Source organism: Streptomyces sp. NBC_01244 (genome assembly GCF_035987325.1).
In the GTDB taxonomy this organism is placed as follows: Bacteria; Actinomycetota; Actinomycetes; order Streptomycetales; family Streptomycetaceae; genus Streptomyces.
The window spans coordinates 1060081-1078820 of record NZ_CP108488.1; the positions used below are offsets into that span (position 1 = coordinate 1060081).

Genomic DNA, 18740 nt, shown 5'->3' on the forward strand with positions numbered 1-18740 from the left:
TGGCGTCAGCCACCCGCGCCGGTCGAGGGTCAGCTGATGAGGAGGTACGCGTCCCAGCCAGAGGCGGGCGGTCGGCCTCGTGCGGCAGTGGCCAGGGCGAGGGCCTGTCCGGCTGCTCCTTCTAGGAGTCCGGGGTCGCTCTCGGCGCGCTGACCCATGAGAACGGTGCCGAGCCTGTCTGCGGCGACGGACAGGTCGGGCGTGCGGGCGTCCTGGGCAGTCCTCCAGACGGTCTGGAACAGTCCGGCCATGCCGTGACACAGGCCCGTACTGGTGATCCGGCCGAGCTGGCCGGCGTCGGCGAGGCAAGCGGCCAGTGCGTTCTCGGCCGCCTCCTGACGGCCGGTGTCAGCCGTGGCCAGGGCGGCGAGTTGAAGAGCGCGGGAGATGCCCGGGATGCCGTAGCACCACGATGGACGGCCGGAACCGGAGCCAGATGGGCGGCCGGTCGCCATCTCGGCTCGCGTGATCGTCTCTGGCCACCACGGGCCGCCCTCTCCTTCCTGACGCCACCGGTCGAACCAGTCCGTCAAGGTGGAGACGGCCTCCATCTGGCCTTCCACGAGAATTCCCCGGCGCGCCGCTTGGGCGAGGAGAGCGAGGGGGCCGGTGATGCCGTGGGCCATCCCGAAGTTCGCGTGTCCGCCCGGCGTGTAGTGGCGGGCGGGGTCGTGGACGCACCACCAGCCCGGCGTCTGTTCGCCGTGCACGGTCACCGGGCGGGTGAGGGCGACGAGGTAGCTGAGGACGGCGGCGAGTGCGTCATCACCGGGGGCGTGGTGGAGGAGGTGGAGGCCGATACCGGTCAGACCGTGCAGGAGGTCGTACTCGGCGAAGGCCGGGAGGGCACCGGACCGGATACGAGCCCGGCCGGCTGCCACGCGACGGTGGGCCAGGGCTGCGGTCGCGGCGTCGAGACGGTCACGCGCGGTGCCGTCGGCCCCGGCGGCGTGCAGGACGAACGCGAGGGCCGGCGCCCCGTAGGAGAGACAGGCGGAGTCGGTGGCCGTCACGTCGGCGCGGGCCCCTGCCGCGAGCCACGCCTTCACCGGCTCCCACGACCCGGCACCGCACCGTGCGTTTTCCACGTGCCAGAGCGCGATTCCGGCTGCTCCCTGGCTCAGGGACTGGCCCAGCGCCGGGTCCGCGGCCGGGTCAGGGGTCTGAAGACGGCGGCCGTACCGGGTCGCGAGGACAGTGGTGGCGTTCATGAGCGACCTCGGCGGCGATCGGTGCGGTGGGTGTGGGCGAGGGCAGCGGTGCGGGCGAGGCGGAGGGTGAGCGCCTCGCGGTCGGGGCCACCGCCGAGAGCACGCACGTGGTGGAGGTGAAGGAGCGACCGCAGGACGGTCAGCGGGTCTTCGCGCTGACCGTCCAGAGCCCAGCGGTAGGAGGTGAGAGCGGCGGCGCGGGCCGTCCACGCGGCCAGGAGCGGGCGGGCGCCGGCTTCGTGGCGCGACGTGTCGGGGTCGGCCAGCGCGAGTGTCTGCCGCACCAGGACGGCGTCCACCGGGCCGGACTCGCGCGGCAGGTTGGCGGACAGCCAGGACCAGCCCTCGGCCGGAGTGGGGGCGAAGGCGGTGGCAAGGTCGGTGAGGGAGGCAGCGGTGAGCGCCTCGGCGGGGATACCGGTGTGGGTGGCGTACGTGATCTGCGCGAGGGCGGCGGCGCTGTCGGCCGCGAACACCCCTTCGGCTGCGGCGCGAGCGGGTCCGTACCCGTACCGGCCGTCCTGGCTCTGGTAGGCGGCCAGGTCGAGCCGGGCGGCCATGCCCTGGCGACGCAGTCCGTCGGCCCATTTGCCGAGGCGGGCGGCTGCCGGTCCGAACCCGCCCTCGTCGACATGCATGGTGAAGGTCAGGGGGCGGTCACGTTCGGGGTGGCTGCTGTCGTGGTGGCGGGTGAACCACCAGAGGGGCGCCGGATTCCATCCGGCCAGCAGCCGGGGCAGGTGCTCGGTGAGGATCTCGTCCTGCCTCCCCGGGTGCCCGTGCAGGTGGGCGCAGACCGTGCGGGAGAGGCCAGGCTGCTCCGGGGCCGTCGCCGCGACGGTGGACCAGCGCCGCGGGACCGGGGCCGGTTCGGCGGCGTGTAAGACGGTGAGGAACTCGTGGGCACGGCCCATGAACCCGTCTGCCGGGGCAGGTGCCTCCCGCAGTGCCACCTCTCCCGTCCTGGTCAGGCGTGCACGCAACAGGTCCCGGTGCAGGGGTACGTCAAGGTCGAGCGGCAGACGCATCTCGCCTTCGACCAAGAGCACGCAGGGCGGGACGTCGCGGCGGGACCGCCACTGCTCGAACTCCTTCTCCCAGAGGGTGGGGGCAGCTGCCGGGCCGGGCAGGGCAGTGCCGGCCAGGAGCCAGCGTGCCGGGGCCAGCACCGCGCGCCCGTGCCGCAGCCGGGGGAGGTAGGGAAGACGGGAGGCCGCGCCCCAGTCCGGCAGCCGCCATGCGGTGCGGCGGGCCCCGGCGAGTTCGGCCAGGAAGCGGGCCAGGGGCGGCGTCATGACGGCCGGCTCCAGTGCGTGAAGGACGCGCGGCTCCACCACCTGGCCGGTGGAGGACCAGATCAGGTACAGGTGCCGGGCGTCGCAGGTGACGGCGAGCTCGGCGAGCGGGATGTTGCCGGGGCCGCGGTCGGGCCAGCCGAGGGCAATGGTGTTGCCGGTCGCGGCCGGGGTACGGACCACATTGCCGCTGCGGCGCCTGCGTGCCGGGAACAGCAGCTGCGCGGGGAGCGGTCCGGGCGGACCGGCCAGCGCCGCAATCCACGCGTCGCGGTCATCCTCGGGCAGGAGATCGGTGAAGCGTCCGGCCATGGACGACGACGGGCGGGCAGCGGACGCCGCCCACACCTCGAACCGGCCTCGCCGCACAGCCTCGGCGTTGTCGGCGTGGAGGTGGAAGGCCAGCTCCACGCACGGCGGCGGCACCAAGTCGGCGCCCCCGACCACGGCGAGCGAGGCGAGAAGCTCCTCGGTGAGGACGACTTCACGGGCCCGGTCGAGCGCGGCCTGTTGGGCGAGCGCGAGGAACCTCTCGTCGCGGGCGGAGAGGTTCCGGGCCGGCGACGGGTGGGCGGCGCCGAGATAGCCAGACGGTAACCCGAGCCCGGAGTCCGCGACCAGGTCCATAACTGGCACGACCGCGCCGTGGCCATACGTCTTCCGGAACCGCTGGTGATAGTCGCGCCAGGTCGGGGCGCCGAACGGGTACGGGGAGAGCCGCAGCAAGGCGGAGGCGGCATTCTCCGCCTCGGACAGGACGTTGGCGGGGATCGTGACCTGGGCGGTGAGCACCGTGTCCGGCCAGGTGGGCGAGACACCTCCGGCGGACTTCTCCGTCGGAGCCAGGAGCGGCTCGTGGTGGACGGCAGGGCCGCCCAATACCGCACGCAGGACGGCGACGGGTTCGGGGTCGGTGGCCACCGCGTCCAGCGAGGACAGCAGGACGCCGCTGTCCACCAGCTGTGCGAGGAGAGCCTGGACCGAGGCGGCGTCGGCATCGGGGAAGGCGGCGGCGACGGACTTGGCGACATCGGAGAAAACGGCCGGGACCTGGGCGGCGTCCAGCACGGTCCGGACGGGCCCGGTGGCCGCCACCGACACCTCCAGGGGTGCCAGGCCCTCGGCCGGCGCCCGGCCCGGGGCGACGACGCGCCCTCCCCGGACGACGGCGGCCGGATTCACCACCACGAGGAGCCCTTCCAGAACCTCGGGCCGGTCCACCAACTGGTCGCCCACGGCACCGAGCCAGTCGGCTTCCGGCCGCAACACCACCCGATGCTCCGTCCCCCAGTCCGCCTGTGGGTCGGGACCGACGCGGGCGGGAGCGGTCCCCGCGAAGTACCCGAACGGCGTCGCCCGACCCTGCCAGCGCAGCAGGTAGGCGGCGGTGGAGTGCACCAGCCGTCGAACGTCCCGCCCGTCCGGACCGTCAGCAGCCAGAACCGCAGCGGTCTGCGCGACCAAGACCGGGCTCGCCGCCTCCAACGCCTCACGGAACTGCTCGTGGGCGTGGACGGCCGCCAGCCAGCCCCGGCCCCGCTCGACTCCGCCCGGACCCGTCAGGTCCACGTCCACCGCCGGCACCCAGTGCCCAGGGTGGGTGGTCGCCCGAACCAGCACAACCTCCGCAGCCCGGTACAGCCGTCCTCGACCCGCCATAGTCCCGTGCCCCCCGTTGTCGTCGTGGTGTCCTCGTGACGCCGCCGGGCACACGACCGTGTGCCCGGCGGCGGGATAGATCAGCTGCCGTCCCTCACCGCGGCCGGCGGTGAGGGCTCGGCCACCTCGTGGCGGACCGGGTCAGGAAGGGTCGCCGGTGAAGGAGGCGCACGCGGTGCTGGAGCCGCCGCAGGACGAGCCACAGCCGTCGTCGGTGGCACGCAGGAGGTTCGCGACCGGGGTGGCGGACTCGACCACGCGCAGGTCGAGGTTGAATTCGCCGAGCTTGGTGGTGGCCTGTTCGATCTGGTGGGTCATGATCAGTTCTCCTTGTCGTTGATGGTGCGGTGGTCGGCCTGGCCCTCGTGGGGCCAGGAGATGACGATGCGGCGGTGCCGCTTCGTGATGACGCGCCCGGCGGGCAGGTCGGTCTCGGGGGTGCTGATCGGGTAGGCGTAGATCACCGGCTCGTCCTGCCGGTGGTCGCGATCCCACGTCCGGATCTGCTCCACCAGGGCCGCGGACACGGCCTCGGCGCGCGGGCCGTAACCGTGCACACCGAACTCGGCCCGGTTCCCGTCACGGCGGATGGTCAGGTAGGCGAAGGAGTCGCCATCGAGGAGCGCGAGGCAGGACTGCTTGTTCTGCGGGGCGACGAGGCCGGTGTCCAGATCAGGGTCCACGGCCATCAGGCAGAAGCCGTCCAGAGCGGTCGCCAGCCACATCTGGAGGCCGGTGAACGGCTCGGTACGCGCGACGCTGACCCCCGACCACGTCTCCACACGCTCGGTGTCGAACACACCGTTGAGGGCCTCGGCGTCGGCCGGCCACCCCTCATCGAAGCGGAGGGCGATCTCCTTGCCCCGGATCAGCAGCAGACGCTCCGCGTGCTCCCCCTCACCCTGCATGGTGACGAACCCGCACACCTGCGCCGACCGGGAGACGAGACGGTCACCATCGCGGTCGAAGGCGACCGACCGGGTCAGGCCGCGCATCCGCAGAGGCACGACCAACCGCCCGTCCTCTGCCAGCTGATCAGTCCACGCAGGGGGAACGTCCCAGGCGCCGACGGTAACCATCCACCGGTCCACCGTCCCGTGGTCGGGCAAGCCGTGCTCCGCGTCGGCGAGGAACACCTCCACCCAGCCGTAGCCCGCCGCGTTCAGCAAGGTGCGCGCCCGGTCGGTCACGTAGGAGTCGATGTCGATCGTGACAACCGATCCGTTCGGCCCCACGATCTCGGCCATCAAGGCAGCGTTGTAGCCGCCGGAGCCGATCTCGCCGACCCTCATTCCCACCTGGAGATCTGCCTGCTCCAACATCATCGCCTGGATGTCGGGGGCCGAGACGGAGCTGGTGGCGATGCCGTACTCGTCCCTCTTCGTACGCACGGCCTCGTGGGCGGTGTATGCCTCAACGAGCAGTGCGTCCGGTGCGAACGCGTGACGGTGAACGGTCCGGAACGCGGCCTCGACCCGCTTGGTGCGGATCGTGCCCGCCCTGACGAGCTGGTCCGTCATCGCGGTACGCAGCTCCTCGGCGGACGCGGTGGATTCTTCGACGGTTTCGGTCACGTGCTGGCTCCCTGTCGTTCAGTTCCTGGAGCATCCGGACGAACTTCGCGCTCCGGATGAGGTGATGCTTCTAGTCGTGCTTGGCCCTGCGGCCCCCGAGCTGACCGCACCCGTGGGGGTAACGACCGGGGCGTCGTACGCGGAGAACGGCCAGGCGCCGTGGCACGTGTGTGGTCCCTCTGGTCGGGACACCGTCCTCACGGCCCGGGTATGCGCCGCTGGGCGCGACGGCCCCAGGAGACCAGCCGGGCCCCTGCCCGGTGGTACTCCGTCGGTCCGGCTGCGCTGCGGATCACCGCAGGTCTCCCGCGGGCAGTTTCGGTTGATCCTCAACCGCGCTCACGCAGCGCCCGCGTGCTGGTGGCGGATCTCCCACAGGCGGGCACAGCTCTCGGTGGTCGACGTAACCCGCTGCAGGTGTTCCCACGCCACGAAGTTCGCTGTCGCCCCGGTCACCCGGCGGGCGCTCTCCAGGAGCCGGTACCCGCGCCGGTAGAACTCCCGAAGCTGGGACTCATCGCCGATGTCCTCGGCCAGGAGCAGCGCCAAGTGGGCCCGCATGTGCAGGGCGAGTTCGTCGATCTCCGCCCGGGGCGCGAGCAGCCCGAGGGCCTTCGCCAGGGTGATGCTCTGGCGGATCGTCTCCAGGTCAACCGGAAGGTCGTCTGAGCACAAGTCGTGCTCGACGTCGGTCTGTTCATTCTGATCGGGGGCAACTGTGGTCACCTGGGCCTCCCTCGTCACAGCCTGCTCGGGTCTGTGAAGAGGTAACCGCACCAGCACGCTCCGCGAGTACCGTGGAGAGGTCAGCAGAGTATGCAAGCCATGCAATGTCGGGAGTTGCACATGGCGGAACGCTCACGCACGCCCAACACGGGCTTGCCCTCGCTCCTTGACCAGGCGAATTGGTCCCGGTCTCAGTTCGCGAGCATCATCAACCGGGTTGGTGCCGAGGCCGGACTGAGCCTCACCTACGGCCAGCCGGCTGTCTCCCAGTGGATCGCCGGCCATCAGCCTCGTTCACAGGTCAGAGCGTTGATCATCGAGGCCTTCGCGCGGAAACTGGGCCGCCCCGTCACCTTCTCCGAGGCTGGTCTCACGCCGCCGCCGTCTGCGACAACCCAGGACACTGTGGGGGAACTTGTAGACCTCGGAAAGGCCGATATGGACCCGTCCCGGCGCGGCATTCTCGCCGCCGGAATCTTCTCCGCAGCGTTGATCGTTCCCCTGTTCCCTGATCTGGCCGTGGCTGCTGAGCCTGCGCCGGTACTGCCGGGGAAGGCCACTACGAGGATCGGAACCGGCCAGGTTGCCATCGTGCGAACGATGACCGACCGGATAGCTGACATCCTCGATGAGCTGGGCGCGGGGCATGCTCGCCCGATGGCTGCGGCCTTCCTGGTGAACTCAGTCGGCCCATGGCTGAAGGCGCAAGCCTCCGACGAGGTCCGACGCGACATGCTCGCGGCCGCCTCCGACCTGACCTACCTCACGGGCTGGATGGCCATGTACGAGCGGGCACATAGCCTGGGCCAGCAGTACTACGTGTCCGCCCTCAAACTGGCTGGTGAGGCGGAAGACCACATCACGTACTGCCGGACGCTCCGCGGGATGTCGTTGCAGGCCTCGAACCTCGGCTATGGACGGCGAGCGCTGGAGCTGGCTGACTCGGCGGCCGAGGCAGCTCCGGTGGCCGGACCGCGCCTGACTGCCTTCTTGCGAGGCCAACAGGCCCACGGGGCCGCAATGGTGGGAGACCGGCGGCAGGCCTTCAACCGGCTGAGGGAAGCCGGCGATGCTCTGGCGAGGGCTGACGACGGCAAGGACTCCGTCGGCGGGTATGACCGGACCGCCCTCCTCTTTCACGAAGCGCACGTACTCAACGAAACGGGTGACCTTTCCGGATCCATCCGTGCACTAAAGGAATCCATCCGCATTCAGCCATCAGGACAGCGGCAAGGCCGCCTGCACTCCTATGCAGTGCTCGCACAACGCCAGCACTCCTACGGACACGTGGAGGCTGCGTGCGACTCGTGGAACAGATTCCTGGACGAGTACGAGCATCTCTCCTCATCCAGGGGAGACGAGCACTTCGACACGATGCGACGTAGGTTGAAACCCCACGCAAAGATCCAGGCTGTCCGCACGCTGACCGAGCGAGCGGCCCTGGTGGGCGCCATGAAGGGGTAGCCGGAAGCAAGCATGGGGCCTCTGACGGGGGCCCCAGCCAACCCCACGCCGAGAGGCCCTCTGCCTCGCCCAATGGAACGGGGACGCGGCACCGCGGGCCTGCCGATCTCCTCCGCACCGGCCTGCGGCGTCTTCTTCCTGCTCGCAGCCTGGAAGGCACTCGCCTGGCTCGCCATGACCGGCCAGATCGAACCCGCCATCGCCGCCACGGCCGTCATCGCTCCAGACCACGCTCGCCGCACTCTCCGAGGTCGTCACCCAACGGCACGGCGATGTTCCACACCGCCCTGTACCTCAATCCAGTTCTATGACTCGTCCAGGAAGCTGCCAAGGACAGCGCGTTCGTCGTCATCAAAGCGACGAACGCGTCCGGCAACTGAGTCGAAGCCAGCCATCTTGGAGGTCGCGGACACGTACACGCCTCCGCTGTCCTTAATCTCATAGGCGAGTTCAAACGAGACGCCCTTCAATCTTGTCACCCACACCTCGATCTCCACCGGCTCCTTGCTGTAGACAAGCGGCTTGGAGAACTTCATCCACTGCTCCGAGAGGAGGAAGTTCTTACTGAGGCGCTCCGTGGGATCGCTGGGCACAAGCGCCTCGAACATGTTCATCCGCGCTTCTTCAAGATAGCGGGGGTAAACAGCGTTGTTGACGTGGCTGTTGGCGTCCATATCTGACCAGCGGATGGGACACAGGTAGTTGAAACGGGGCATGGCTCCTCCTGGGAAATTCGACAATGTGTTCCGTCCACAAGACAGCAAAGCTGCGACTAGCCGGCTGCATCCGTTACGAGTTGAGCAGAGGCTCGCGTGGGATCGTCATGCGACTTCACCGCAGTCGCTCTCCAGCTAGATCCGGCCAGCGGCAACTGGCGGACACGCACCGGCTCGTATGGCTCTGATCTGCCCGCGCGAGACTGCCCGGGATCGCTTGGTACCGGCCGGCCGGTGGGGGCAGGCCAAAGTGGTACGCGTTAGGGCATCGAGCTCTGTCGTGGTGTCCGGATCCTGTGCGAGTGGGAAGTGTGACAGGACAGCCGACGCGTCGAACTCCGCAACGGCCCACTTTCCGCACTCCCGAGTCGCCCAGATCACAGACCCGCTCGAAGGTGACAGCGTCAGCCGCACGTCAGGGCCAACATGTTTGCTCAGCGCCGGAAGATGGATACCACCATCGCCAGCAAGAGCTGCGGCTTCGTCCGGCGTACAACAGGACACGCTTCGTCGAGGAATCTCAGCAGGGCGTGTCCAGTCCCGGGAGTCATGGCGGACACCGCTCGCCCTCTCCGCCCAGGAATCGCGCACACCACCCAGGGCGTCAAGGCTGTGGCTGTTGGACTCGTCCCCCTCCACCCAGGTGATGACTACGAGTCGACATTCGGGCAGGCTTGCCGGGAAGAGGACATGGCTGACTACTTCCACAGTCTCGCCGAGAGCAGGAACGTTCATGTGGAATACATGACCGTCACGGTCGGCACCAAGGTCGTAATGCGTTTTCCAGATTCGATCAACGTCTGGGTCGGCACAGACGTCCGAAATGAGACGCAGCAAAGCCTTGTCCCCACTCCGGCTCGCCAAAGCGAACTTCAGCAGACGAACGTAAACCTCCGCATGCTTTTCCCAGTCGGAGTACTGAACGCGAGCCTCAGGCGAGAGCAGCGCCCACCTCATGAGATTCGCGTCAGGCTCCGTCACCCATGGCCACCATTCAGCCATTCCATGGTTATACGCCAAGATGGACCACGTGCCGTCACTGAGGTAGGCAGGACTGGGCATCTGCTGATCGATGAACAGCTGCAGGGCCTTCTTAACTCGCGGGTCGGGCCGGCGAGGCGCCGTCTCCGGCAAGGTGCCAAGACTGTGGAGCATCAAGGCTCGGCGTTCATCCCGGCTCAGCATCAATAGCTCGGCGAGCGCCTCACACTGCTCACTGGTGAGCCTGGTGGCAGTAGCACCCCGCTCTATGGCGCCGTACGAACGAACGGAGCGCTTGATAGCCGCCGCAGCTTCCTTCTGTGTGATCGTCCGCCCCCGGCGCGCACTGGCGGACGCACGCCACGCCTTGAGCAGGCCCGCGAACCCCATCACCTGACCAGGCATCGAATCCAGATCACCTGGCGGGATCGGATCGGCTCCGTGTTGCATAGCGGCGGCACCTCATTCGGGTAGCGAGAAATAAGCGGCAGCTCTCACAGCTACCGGATGCGCTGATTTTGGCGACAAGCCGTCGCCCCCGAGGCCAGGCATCTCGAGAATACGCCCGCTTACCCCTCCAAAGCTCACACTTCACGCGCACCGACAGGAATATCGACCAGAAGGACCACGCACCAGATCCAGATGCAAGGACCTTGTGCCCAAGCACTCCAGACCAAAGACCCCCAGAAGCACCCCTCCCCTTCTCCCACTCAGGCTCCACCAGCGGATTCGCTCGAAAGTGCCCCGCAGGCCCCCGACGCGCCATGACCATAGGCGGCCCACGACTCAACGAGTACCCAGCCCCTCCGAGAGCAGAGAAGCCCGCCTCGGATCAGACACGACCATCAGGTGCGCCCGCCAAAGGCACTCCGCCCAACGGCCGCGCCTCCCCCAATCGACCGAAGAGTCAAACCGGGAACGCACCCCGCCCCCTCGACTCCGCGCTCCTGCCTTCAGGGTCAAGATCACCCCCTTGTGACCAATGACACCTCGCTGCAAGTTCACACCCCAGAACGATCCCACCGGGGCACACGGTGCGTTTGAGAGCGAATCGGACACGGAAATCGGCAACTGATTTCCGATCTGGGAATCGGCAACAAATTGCCGACTTTCAGCTCGCTAGACCCGCTCCGCCCCACAACGCCGGGGCCACCCCCTCGCGAAGTGACCCCATCCCCCTTCCAGCGAGGGCAAGTTGCAAGGGCGAGGCGGCAGCACCCGCGACGAGGCACGAAGCAACTAGCGCCCGAAATAGGACTCTTTGTCATAGATTGACGAGGCTGGTCAGTCGGGTTTAAATCCCTCCGACCGACCATTTCAAGATCCGCTCACAACTGGCTGCTGCAGGGGGAATCATGATCACGAGCTTCACTCGCATCGTCTCGGCGATCGCCACACCAATTGCGTCACTCCGCAGGTCCACAGTGAGCGTCAATGCTGGCACCCCGATCACGTCTGATCGGTATTTCGTTAGCTAAGTCTGGATCTTGTCGCGGCATCCGCATATGTTCGTCGTCACCCGAGGGGCATACCCGCAGAAGGCGAGAGACGACGAGCTGGAGGCAGGCAGCGAGACAGCGGGAGCGAAACCGGACCAGAAACAGAGTCGGCGCCTGGGAGAGCGAACTCCCAGACGCCGCACACCGAATGGACCTCTAACCCTTGCCCGGGCGGGAGATCCATCAATCACCACCACACCGGCCCTTCTGACGGGGCACACCGGTGTGGGGCTTACCTCACCGGAGAGTCTTGCATGACCAGCGCCCTGCGCAAAAGGCCACTGAATCCGGCCTGCGCCGAGACACCAACCCTCCGAGCCCGCGCATTGGCGCAGAGGCTCGCCATCATGCTGCCGCAAGTCGCCTCCTTGCAGATCCGGCTTCAGGACGGCCGGACGGCATGGCCCCACCTCGACGTGAGGGCGACCGGCTCCGATGGCCGATCGGTGCGGATCAGTCGTACTCAGGCGCACGTCGCCGCCCGCCGGATCATCCGCACCTACCCTGCAGCCAGCTGGGCGGAACGTCGCACCTTTGATCTGCGGTCCGCCGCCCTCGACAGCGGCGATGTCTGATGGCACGTATCCGCACGATCAAGCCTGAGGCCTTCGAGTCGGAAGACCTGGCCTCGGTCGACGTCACTGCCATGGTCACCTTCTTCGGCCTGCTCACCCAGGCTGACGACCACGGTCGGTTCCGTGACCACCCCGCGATCATCGCCGGACGGCTCTGGGCTCTCCGCGCCGACCACACCCCGGCAGACGTAGCCAGGGACCTCGACCAGCTGGCCGGCGCTGGTCTCATCTGCCGCTACACCGGGTGCGACGGTGGCGCTTACCTGCACTTCGTGACCTGGGAGAAGCACCAGAAGATCGACCGCGCCTCAGCGTCGCGGCGACCGCGGTGCCCCGTACACCAGGCTCACAACAGGTGCAGCGAGTGCGACGGAGCGTCCTGCCCGGTCTCCTCGGCTCCGGCCCGGACGACGGCTCCGACCACTCCGGCCGAGCTCTGCGGCGGCGACCGGTCGCAGGATTCGGCGAATACTCGACGAGTCCTCGATCGCACCATTTCGTCAGATTCGGTGCCGTCCATGGCCCCCACGGCCTCCTCCCCTGGCAGCAGGACCGCCGTGGAGGCGGCTCCCCCGGCCCTCCGCCAGGCTGTCCCCGAGGATCCTGAGGAAGTCGCAGGTCAGACGGTTCTCGATGAGGCCTCGACGCATCTGCGCGAGGGCTCGGCGTCTGGATCTAGGATCCTGGATCCTGGATCTTTCCCTAAGGGGGGCGATGCCTCCGCGCCGGAGTCCCCACTCGGATCGGTATCGGCAAAGGACCTGGTGGCCGAGTACGTGTCGGCCTGCTCGCAACCGGTGCCGCAGACGGTGCGCGGTCTCATCGGCCGCCACGCCAAGGGGCTGCTGGAAGAAGGTTTCGATCCTGCGGTCATCCGCACCGCCCTGGAGCGGCTGCGCATCAAGGGCCTGCACGCCAGCGTCCTGCCGAGCCTGGTCAACGAGGCACTGAACGCCTCTCCCCCGGCGTCCGCCTCCGGCGCGGGGCTCTGGGCCAGCGCCCGGCCCGCGTATCAGCCCTGGCAGAACCCCACTGACAGCTCCGTCTACGAGGAGTCCCTGTGACCCGACGCTTCGACACCTCCGGACCGCACAAGCTGGGCACGGCCGCCGTGGTCCGCCGCTGGCCGGCACGCTTCGCAGAGCTGGGGATCGACCCGGACCGACCGCTGGCTGACACACCCGCTGGCATCCCGGCGCTTGAGGCCGCCCAACAGCGCATCCCCTCGCGCTACCAGAAGGCGACGATCACGGACCCGCGTGTCCGCCAGTGGGTGGACGACGTCGTCGCGAACGCCACCGCCCCCACGACGGGAGGACGGCGGGAGGTCTCGACCGGCCCCTCGCTGCTGCTGCTCGGCGCGACCGGGGTCGGCAAGACGTACGAGGCCTTCGGGGCGCTCCGGGCGCTGATCGCCACGGGGACCGTGGTGCGGTGGGAGTCCATCACCGCTGCCGACCTCTACGCCGAAATGCGCCCCAGCGCGGGTGTCGACCCGGAGTGGATGATGCGGCGCCTCGTGCGGATCCCCGTACTGCACCTGGACGACCTGGGCGCGGCGACGACCACCCGGTGGACCGAGGAGCTGACGTACCGGCTCATCAACTGGCGCTACAACCGCGAGTTGCCGACGCTGATCACCAGCAACCTCGCCCCGGTCCGTTCCGCCACGATGCCAGCGGAGCAGCCGGTCCTGCGTGAGCAGATCGGTGACCGGGTCGCCTCGCGCCTCGCGGGGATGTGCCAGCAGATCGCCATGTCCGGGCCGGACCGCCGCCGGACACGAGCCTCGGCCTGACCAACTTCCCTACCAGCGCGGCGTCTAAGTCCGCGCCCCTGCCCGCCCTCACCGCCTGGACCCGCCACGCCGCGCTGCACCGTCGCAGCGCGCGCCGTGGTGACCGTGTGCCGGCCGTGAAGCACCACGGAGAGCACCTTGCGATACATCACCACCCACGAGAACCCCATCGTCGGCATGCTCGGGATCACCGATCGCAGCTGGACCGAGCGAGGCTCCTGCTACGGCATGGACCCCGCCGAAGCGGACGAGGTCTTCTTCCCCACGGCCACCAACAGCAAGAGCACCGAGGAAGCCCGGGCGATCTGCAAGAGCTGCCCGGTCGTGCAGCAATGCTTCGACGGCGCCATGGACAGCGACGCCCGGAAGGGATTCCGAGCCGGACTCACGGAGAAGGACCGGCGCCCCTTCCACAACAAGGTCGCCAAGCGTCTGGACTACAACCGCGTACACGCCGTCTTCCGGGGCCGCGATGTCGCCCTGTCGATCCCCGAACGCAACGCTGTGGTCCGCCAGGCCTACCTCCGCGAGTGGAGCGTCGAACGTCTGGCGATGCTGCTGCAGAGCGATTTCGACTACACCCGCAAGCTGATGCGTGAGCAGGCCAAGGAGGTATCGGCGCGCGACCACCAGTGGCTCCAGCAGATGTCCGCCACGCGTGAGGCCGGCGGACCAGCGAAGGCCTCGTCCGTGGCCGTCACAGACGCCGCAGCTTCCTGCGACTCGGAAACTCGCACGGCCTATGGGGAAGCCGCGTGATGGACTCCCCCGCGCATGCCGCCGCCCCCATCGGCTTCTGGGACCGCCTCGCCATCATCACCCTCGGCACGGCCGGCTGCGCGCTGTCGTACGACGCGCTCCAGCAGATGGCCGTGGCCATCCACGTTCGCGGATTTCTGACCTACCTGTTTCCGCTGGTGGTCGACGGATTCATTGCCTACGGCGTACGGGCCCTGCTGGTGCTCGCCGAAGCCCCCCTGCGTGCACGGCTTTACGTGTGGACGCTCTTCGGTACGGCCACCGCATCCAGCATCTGGGCGAACGCACTTCACGCGGTGCGCCTCAACCAGCAGGCACCCAGTCCCAGCGGCCTGCGCCTGGGCGACACCGTGGTGGCGATCCTGTCCACGCTCGCCCCCCTCGCGCTCGCCGGCGCGGTCCACCTCTACATCCTCATCACGCGGCACCACCCCACGGACCAGACGCGGACCAACCCTGCGGACCAGCAACCTACTTCGCTGGTCCGGTCCGACACACCCGTCGCCCGGTCCGCCGGCGCAGAGGAGGGCGCCACCGGACCAGACCACCCGCGCGCGAGCAACGTTCAGGCGGACCAAGAGCTGGCGGACCACACCGCGCACCCCGATGCGCGCAACGGGGCCGGCGGCCAGACCGTCGTCCGCGAGGCGGACCAAGCCCTGCTCAGCGCGGTGAGCAGCGGCATCCCAGCAGCGGACCACCGGCCGCACTCGGGGGAAGACTTCGTCTCCAGCGAGCCCGAACACGACCGTTACGCCAAAGCCGCAGGTGGTGTCGCGGACCAAGACCTCTCACACCCCGTCGAGGAGGGCGGACCAGACCGGGCAGCGGACCACGTTGATGATGCGGAACCTGTGCCGGAGCCTCCGGGCCCCGGACCAGAACCAGCCTCAGACCATCACGGCGGCCGGAGGGTCGAAGACTCGGTGGACCAGACCATCGGCCCCTTCCCGGATCCGATCCCCCTGGAAGTGCTCGTCCCGATCGCGCGCGATGCGGCTCTGGCAGGCGGCCGAATGACCCGCAGAGTGATCGGACCGTACCTACGCGACCAGCGCCTCACGATCAGCAACGAGCGGTTCCGGGAGCTGCAAGAGGTCCTCTACGAGGACCCCGCGCTGGAGCATCTGCCTCGACCGAAACGGCGAACCCGCTGACGCGCGGACAACGCGCGTCTTGACCAGTCGGCAACACATCGCAGAGCGGGGCGGCCCGGAGACAGCTCCGACGCCCCGCTCCCTTCCCAAGGAGTCCTCGTGTCCTCATCGACCACCAGCCAGCCCTCGCAGTCGGCGAACACCGGCGCCGTCGCCTCCGCTTGGGCTGATGTACTCGTGCGCCGCGGGCACTTGCACGCTGCCCTGCCCGTGCCCACCGGTCAATGGCTGGTCCAGGAGGGGCCGAAGTCACCAGTGCTGGTGCTGCCTGGCCCCGAAGACCTGCTGGACCTCGCGGCCCAGGTCCAGCGCGATGAGAACGCAGTCCGGGGCGTCAGCCGATGACCGACCCGCTCTCGGATCCGATCCGCGAGCTCGACCAGGCGCACGTCAACTCGACCTCAGGGCGAGCAAGTTATCCCATTGGATACTCCACCGTCGGCGGAGTATCCAATGGAGCCGGCCCCCAGGGGAGCCGGGAGCCCTCCTGGCACCGGGGGGCGCCAGGAGGGTTGACTGCGACCGGGGGCGGATCGCAGTCGGAGGAGCAGCCGCACACCTGCCACGACAGCACGTGCGAGCACGTCGAACCCGTCCCCTCTCGTCCGCGCCGCCGCCGTCCGTACCAGCGCGGGCAGCGCCCGCATGTACGTAACGCCCGACTCAACGACGACGAACTCGCAGCGATCACCGCCGGCGCCCAGGCAGCTGGTCTGACCGTCGCCGGATTCATCGCTCACGCCGCACTCACCGCAGCACGAGACATACACAAGACAGCAGCAGAGATCGCCTCTGAACGTGAGGTGGTCGCGGAACTGTTCGCCGCCCGCCGGCACCTGGGCTACATCGGCAACAACATCAACCAGATCGCCCGCATCCTCAACTCCGGCGGTGACACCCCTCAGACCGACGCCGCACTCGCCGCTGTCCACCGGGTCGCACGACGCCTGGAAGCCGCTACCCAACAGCTGATCGACCGCTAAGGCGCCTGCGCATGATCCCCCGAGTCCACAAACGCGGAAGCCGCACGATCGGCCTGCTCCACTACCTCTACGGCCCCGGCACCCACGAGGAGCACACCGACCCCCACCTGGTCGCCGCCTGGGACAGCCTCGCCCCGGACCCTGGCCGGGACATCGAGGCCACCCTGAAGGAGCTGCAGCAGCTGCTCGACCAGCCTGTGGACGCGCTTCCCGCTAGCCGGCGACCGGACCAGCACGTGTGGCACCTGTCTGTCCGCGCCGCCCCGGAAGACCCGGTACTGACCGACGCACAGTGGGCGGACATCGCCCGTCGCATGGTCGCCGCGACCGGCATCGCCGCAGATGACGACCCCGCTGCATGCCGGTGGGCGGCCGTGCGCCACGCCGACGACCACATCCACATCATCGCCACGACCGTCCGCGAGGACGGCCGCAAGCCCCGCCTCCACAACGATGCCGCCCGCTCCCAGGCCGAGGCGCGCCTCATCGAAGCCGACTACGGCCTGCGCCGTCTCAACACCGGCGACAAGACCGCTGCTCAACGCCCCACCAGCGCCGAGCGGCACAAGGCGGAGCGCACCGGCCGGACCCGTACCGCGCGCGAGGAGCTCCGCGAGACCGTCCGCCGCGCGGTGGCCGGCGCCGCGAACGACGCCGAGTTCTTCGACCGCCTCGGCGCCTCCGGCCTCCTCGTCGTACGCCGCGTCGCACCCAGCGGCGATCTCCTCGGCTACAAGGTCGCCCTGCCCTCGGACCGGAACAAGGACGGCGAACCGATCTTCTACGCCGGCGCCAAGCTGGCTCCCGACCTCTCCCTCCCTCGAATTCGCCAGCGATACGAAGGGCAGGAGGCTCCCGACGAGACCGCGGTCGGCAGCCCGCAGCCGAGGCCGTCGCAGGCCCGTCGCTCGGCGACCGGTGCGGTGTGGACTGCACTGCTGGTCATCGGCCAGGACGACGACGGCGCGGCAGCCGCCCAGATCGCCGACGTCGGAGAAGTGCTCGACGCCCTGGCCAAGACCAGCGCCGCCCACACCCGGCGTGAACTCTCCGACGCCGCCTTCGCGTTCGAGCGGGCATCGCGCTCTCATATCCGTGCCGAACGGCAGCAGGACCGTGTCCTGCGTCAGGCAGCCCGCGACCTCGTACGGGGCGGTCCTGCCTTGGGGCGTGGCGAGGACGGCGCCGGCACGGCCATGGTCATCGACATGCTGTTCTTCCTCGTCATCACCGCCGCCGCCTGGCATGCGAAGAAGGGCCACGCCCAGCAGGCCGCGGCGGCGCAGCAGACAGCCGAGCACCTGCGTGCGGCGTACCGCAACGCCGCCGTGGCGCCGCTGAGCGTCCTGCGTGAACGGGGCCGCCAGCTGACCCTGCCTCTCCAGCGCAGATACAGCTCCGCCATGCGCGAGGCGGTCCCGGATCTCGCACAGCGGGTGCTCGACGAGGCCGGGTGGCCGGCGCTGGCCGCAACGCTCGCCGAGGCCGAGGCCGCGGGCCATGACGTGGTCCCGCTACTGGCCGAGGCAGCCTCGCGCCGCGAGTTGGACACCGCGGAGTCGATGTCCGACGTGCTGGTGTGGCGCCTTCGCCGGTTGGCAGACCTGCCTGCCGCCGCTGGCACGGACTCTCCCGCAAAGGGCACCAGGGCTAGCACCATCCGCTCGCGACAGAGCTCCGTCCCAGGTCAGGGCAGCCCTCGACAGGATCGTCCGGCGCCGGGCCGCTGATCGTTTCCTTAGTAGAAGTACGAACCGCTGCCGGGAGAGGATTCTCCCCTGCCACCACACACCAGGCCCGGGAGGCGCCCATGTTCCGCCGGCACAACCGACACCACGACCAGGCCAACGAGTTCCGTGCTGCCGCGGCAGAACTGATCGCGGCGGCTGAGGAGCCCACCCGGCCTGCCCCGGCGAGTACCGAGCCCAGCAACATGGAGCCCGAGGACGTAGAGCTTGAGATACCGGCGGAGCTCCACGTCCCGGCGGCCGGGGATCTGGCCGGGTCGATGATGCGCTACTGGGCGCCGTTGACCGTGGACGGGGTCGTGGTTTCCTGCGCGGAGTGCGGCGTGTACCGCGACTGGCTCGTACTGAACTCCGGCGGGCGGGTGTGGGTCCGCTGCCGCTCCGGACACGACACCCCCGTTCCCGGGCTGGACTCGGCCTGGTACGAGCGGACCGCCGGGCCGGTCGAGGGTCTCTACACCAGCAGGGAGGATGGCGAGGCCTCGTTCGGCTACGACGGAACCTTCGCGGGAGTGATCCTCTGATCACACACCAGGCGAGATGGATCTACCCCACCCGAGGTGATCGGGGTAGCGTACGGCCGCACACGAATTCT

At 68.9% G+C, this 18740-nt stretch carries 17 protein-coding genes and 1 pseudogene; 11 read left to right on the plus strand and 7 right to left on the minus strand.

Annotated features, from left to right (window positions below; all coding sequences use genetic code 11):
• Positions 1-29: 29 nt before the first annotated feature.
• The 5 genes from OG247_RS04440 to OG247_RS04460 all read right to left on the minus strand — a co-directional run bounded on the left by OG247_RS04440 (position 30) and on the right by OG247_RS04460 (position 6465).
• A complete protein-coding gene (locus OG247_RS04440) occupies positions 30-1211 on the minus strand; it encodes a lanthionine synthetase C family protein (RefSeq protein WP_327250953.1) in 1182 nt (393 codons plus the stop codon).
• Complete coding sequence (locus OG247_RS04445) at positions 1208-4081, minus strand: lantibiotic dehydratase (protein WP_327250954.1); 2874 nt, start codon at positions 4079-4081, stop codon at positions 1208-1210. The genes OG247_RS04440 and OG247_RS04445 overlap by 4 nt, the downstream gene beginning before the upstream one ends.
• A gap of 225 nt (positions 4082-4306) precedes the next feature.
• On the minus strand, positions 4307-4483 hold the full coding sequence (fxlA, locus tag OG247_RS04450) for an FxLD family lanthipeptide (protein WP_327250955.1): 177 nt from the start codon (positions 4481-4483) through the stop codon (positions 4307-4309).
• Positions 4484-4485: 2 nt separating this feature from the next.
• Positions 4486-5739: a methyltransferase, FxLD system gene (gene fxlM, locus OG247_RS04455; RefSeq protein WP_327250956.1), complete on the minus strand. Its 1254-nt coding sequence runs from the start codon at positions 5737-5739 to the stop codon at positions 4486-4488.
• Positions 5740-6078: 339 nt separating this feature from the next.
• The gene (locus tag OG247_RS04460) at positions 6079-6465 is read right to left on the minus strand and encodes a hypothetical protein (protein ID WP_327250957.1); all 387 of its coding nucleotides are present in this window, start codon (positions 6463-6465) and stop codon (positions 6079-6081) included.
• Positions 6466-6585: 120 nt separating this feature from the next.
• On the opposite strand from OG247_RS04460, the gene OG247_RS04465 reads away from it, so the two are divergent.
• Together OG247_RS04465 and OG247_RS04470 are read left to right on the plus strand one after the other, a co-directional pair.
• Positions 6586-7929, plus strand: a complete 1344-nt coding sequence (locus OG247_RS04465; RefSeq protein ID WP_327250958.1) for a hypothetical protein — start codon at positions 6586-6588, stop codon at positions 7927-7929.
• Between the two features lie 120 nt (positions 7930-8049).
• Positions 8050-8225, plus strand: a pseudogene (locus OG247_RS04470) (ABC transporter ATP-binding protein); the annotation flags it as partial.
• A 9-nt stretch (positions 8226-8234) separates the two neighbouring features.
• On the opposite strand, the gene OG247_RS04475 reads toward OG247_RS04470, so the two are convergent.
• Both OG247_RS04475 and OG247_RS04480 read right to left on the minus strand, forming a co-directional pair.
• Positions 8235-8645 carry an acyl-CoA thioesterase gene (locus OG247_RS04475; RefSeq protein WP_327250959.1) on the minus strand — a complete coding sequence of 137 codons (411 nt, stop codon included), beginning with the start codon at positions 8643-8645 and terminating at the stop codon, positions 8235-8237.
• Positions 8646-8780: 135 nt separating this feature from the next.
• Positions 8781-10076, minus strand: coding sequence for a helix-turn-helix domain-containing protein (locus OG247_RS04480; protein WP_327250960.1), 1296 nt, complete (start codon positions 10074-10076; stop codon positions 8781-8783).
• Between the two features lie 1303 nt (positions 10077-11379).
• Here OG247_RS04480 and OG247_RS04485 point away from each other — a divergent pair.
• The 9 genes from OG247_RS04485 (at position 11380) to OG247_RS04525 (ending at position 18669) form a co-directional block, all read left to right on the plus strand.
• The gene (locus OG247_RS04485) at positions 11380-11700 is read left to right on the plus strand and encodes a transcriptional regulator (protein WP_327250961.1); all 321 of its coding nucleotides are present in this window, start codon (positions 11380-11382) and stop codon (positions 11698-11700) included.
• Positions 11701-12464: 764 nt separating this feature from the next.
• Entirely contained in the window at positions 12465-12764 is a 300-nt protein-coding gene (locus OG247_RS04490; RefSeq protein WP_327250962.1) for a hypothetical protein, read from the plus strand.
• Positions 12761-13498, plus strand: a complete 738-nt coding sequence (locus tag OG247_RS04495; RefSeq protein ID WP_327250963.1) for an ATP-binding protein — start codon at positions 12761-12763, stop codon at positions 13496-13498. The genes OG247_RS04490 and OG247_RS04495 overlap by 4 nt, the downstream gene beginning before the upstream one ends.
• Before the next feature lie 138 nt (positions 13499-13636).
• On the plus strand, positions 13637-14257 hold the full coding sequence (locus OG247_RS04500) for a WhiB family transcriptional regulator (RefSeq protein WP_327250964.1): 621 nt from the start codon (positions 13637-13639) through the stop codon (positions 14255-14257).
• Complete coding sequence (locus OG247_RS04505) at positions 14257-15414, plus strand: DUF2637 domain-containing protein (RefSeq protein WP_327250965.1); 1158 nt, start codon at positions 14257-14259, stop codon at positions 15412-15414. Before OG247_RS04500 ends, OG247_RS04505 begins: the two co-directional genes overlap by 1 nt.
• Positions 15415-15513: 99 nt before the next feature.
• Positions 15514-15759, plus strand: coding sequence for a hypothetical protein (locus OG247_RS04510; RefSeq protein ID WP_327250966.1), 246 nt, complete (start codon positions 15514-15516; stop codon positions 15757-15759).
• Between the two features lie 167 nt (positions 15760-15926).
• Positions 15927-16397, plus strand: coding sequence for a plasmid mobilization protein (locus tag OG247_RS04515; protein WP_327250967.1), 471 nt, complete (start codon positions 15927-15929; stop codon positions 16395-16397).
• Positions 16398-16408: 11 nt separating this feature from the next.
• A complete protein-coding gene (locus OG247_RS04520) occupies positions 16409-18127 on the plus strand; it encodes a relaxase/mobilization nuclease domain-containing protein (protein ID WP_327250968.1) in 1719 nt (572 codons plus the stop codon).
• An 80-nt stretch (positions 18128-18207) separates the two neighbouring features.
• On the plus strand, positions 18208-18669 hold the full coding sequence (locus OG247_RS04525; RefSeq protein WP_327250969.1) for a hypothetical protein: 462 nt from the start codon (positions 18208-18210) through the stop codon (positions 18667-18669).
• Positions 18670-18740 lie beyond the last annotated feature (71 nt).

Excerpts from the sequence above, each read along its gene's own strand:
- OG247_RS04475 (WP_327250959.1), bottom strand. The coding sequence starts at position 8,645 with ATGCCCCGTTTCAACTACCTGTGTCCCATCCGCTGGTCAGATATGGAC.
- OG247_RS04505 (WP_327250965.1), top strand. The coding sequence starts at position 14,257 with ATGGACTCCCCCGCGCATGCCGCCGCCCCCATCGGCTTCTGGGACCGC.
- OG247_RS04520 (WP_327250968.1), top strand. The coding sequence starts at position 16,409 with ATGATCCCCCGAGTCCACAAACGCGGAAGCCGCACGATCGGCCTGCTC.
- OG247_RS04465 (WP_327250958.1), top strand. The coding sequence starts at position 6,586 with ATGGCGGAACGCTCACGCACGCCCAACACGGGCTTGCCCTCGCTCCTT.
- fxlA (WP_327250955.1), bottom strand. The coding sequence starts at position 4,483 with ATGACCCACCAGATCGAACAGGCCACCACCAAGCTCGGCGAATTCAAC.
- OG247_RS04440 (WP_327250953.1), bottom strand. The coding sequence starts at position 1,211 with ATGAACGCCACCACTGTCCTCGCGACCCGGTACGGCCGCCGTCTTCAG.
- OG247_RS04525 (WP_327250969.1), top strand. The coding sequence starts at position 18,208 with ATGTTCCGCCGGCACAACCGACACCACGACCAGGCCAACGAGTTCCGT.
- OG247_RS04485 (WP_327250961.1), top strand. The coding sequence starts at position 11,380 with ATGACCAGCGCCCTGCGCAAAAGGCCACTGAATCCGGCCTGCGCCGAG.
- OG247_RS04480 (WP_327250960.1), bottom strand. The coding sequence starts at position 10,076 with ATGCAACACGGAGCCGATCCGATCCCGCCAGGTGATCTGGATTCGATG.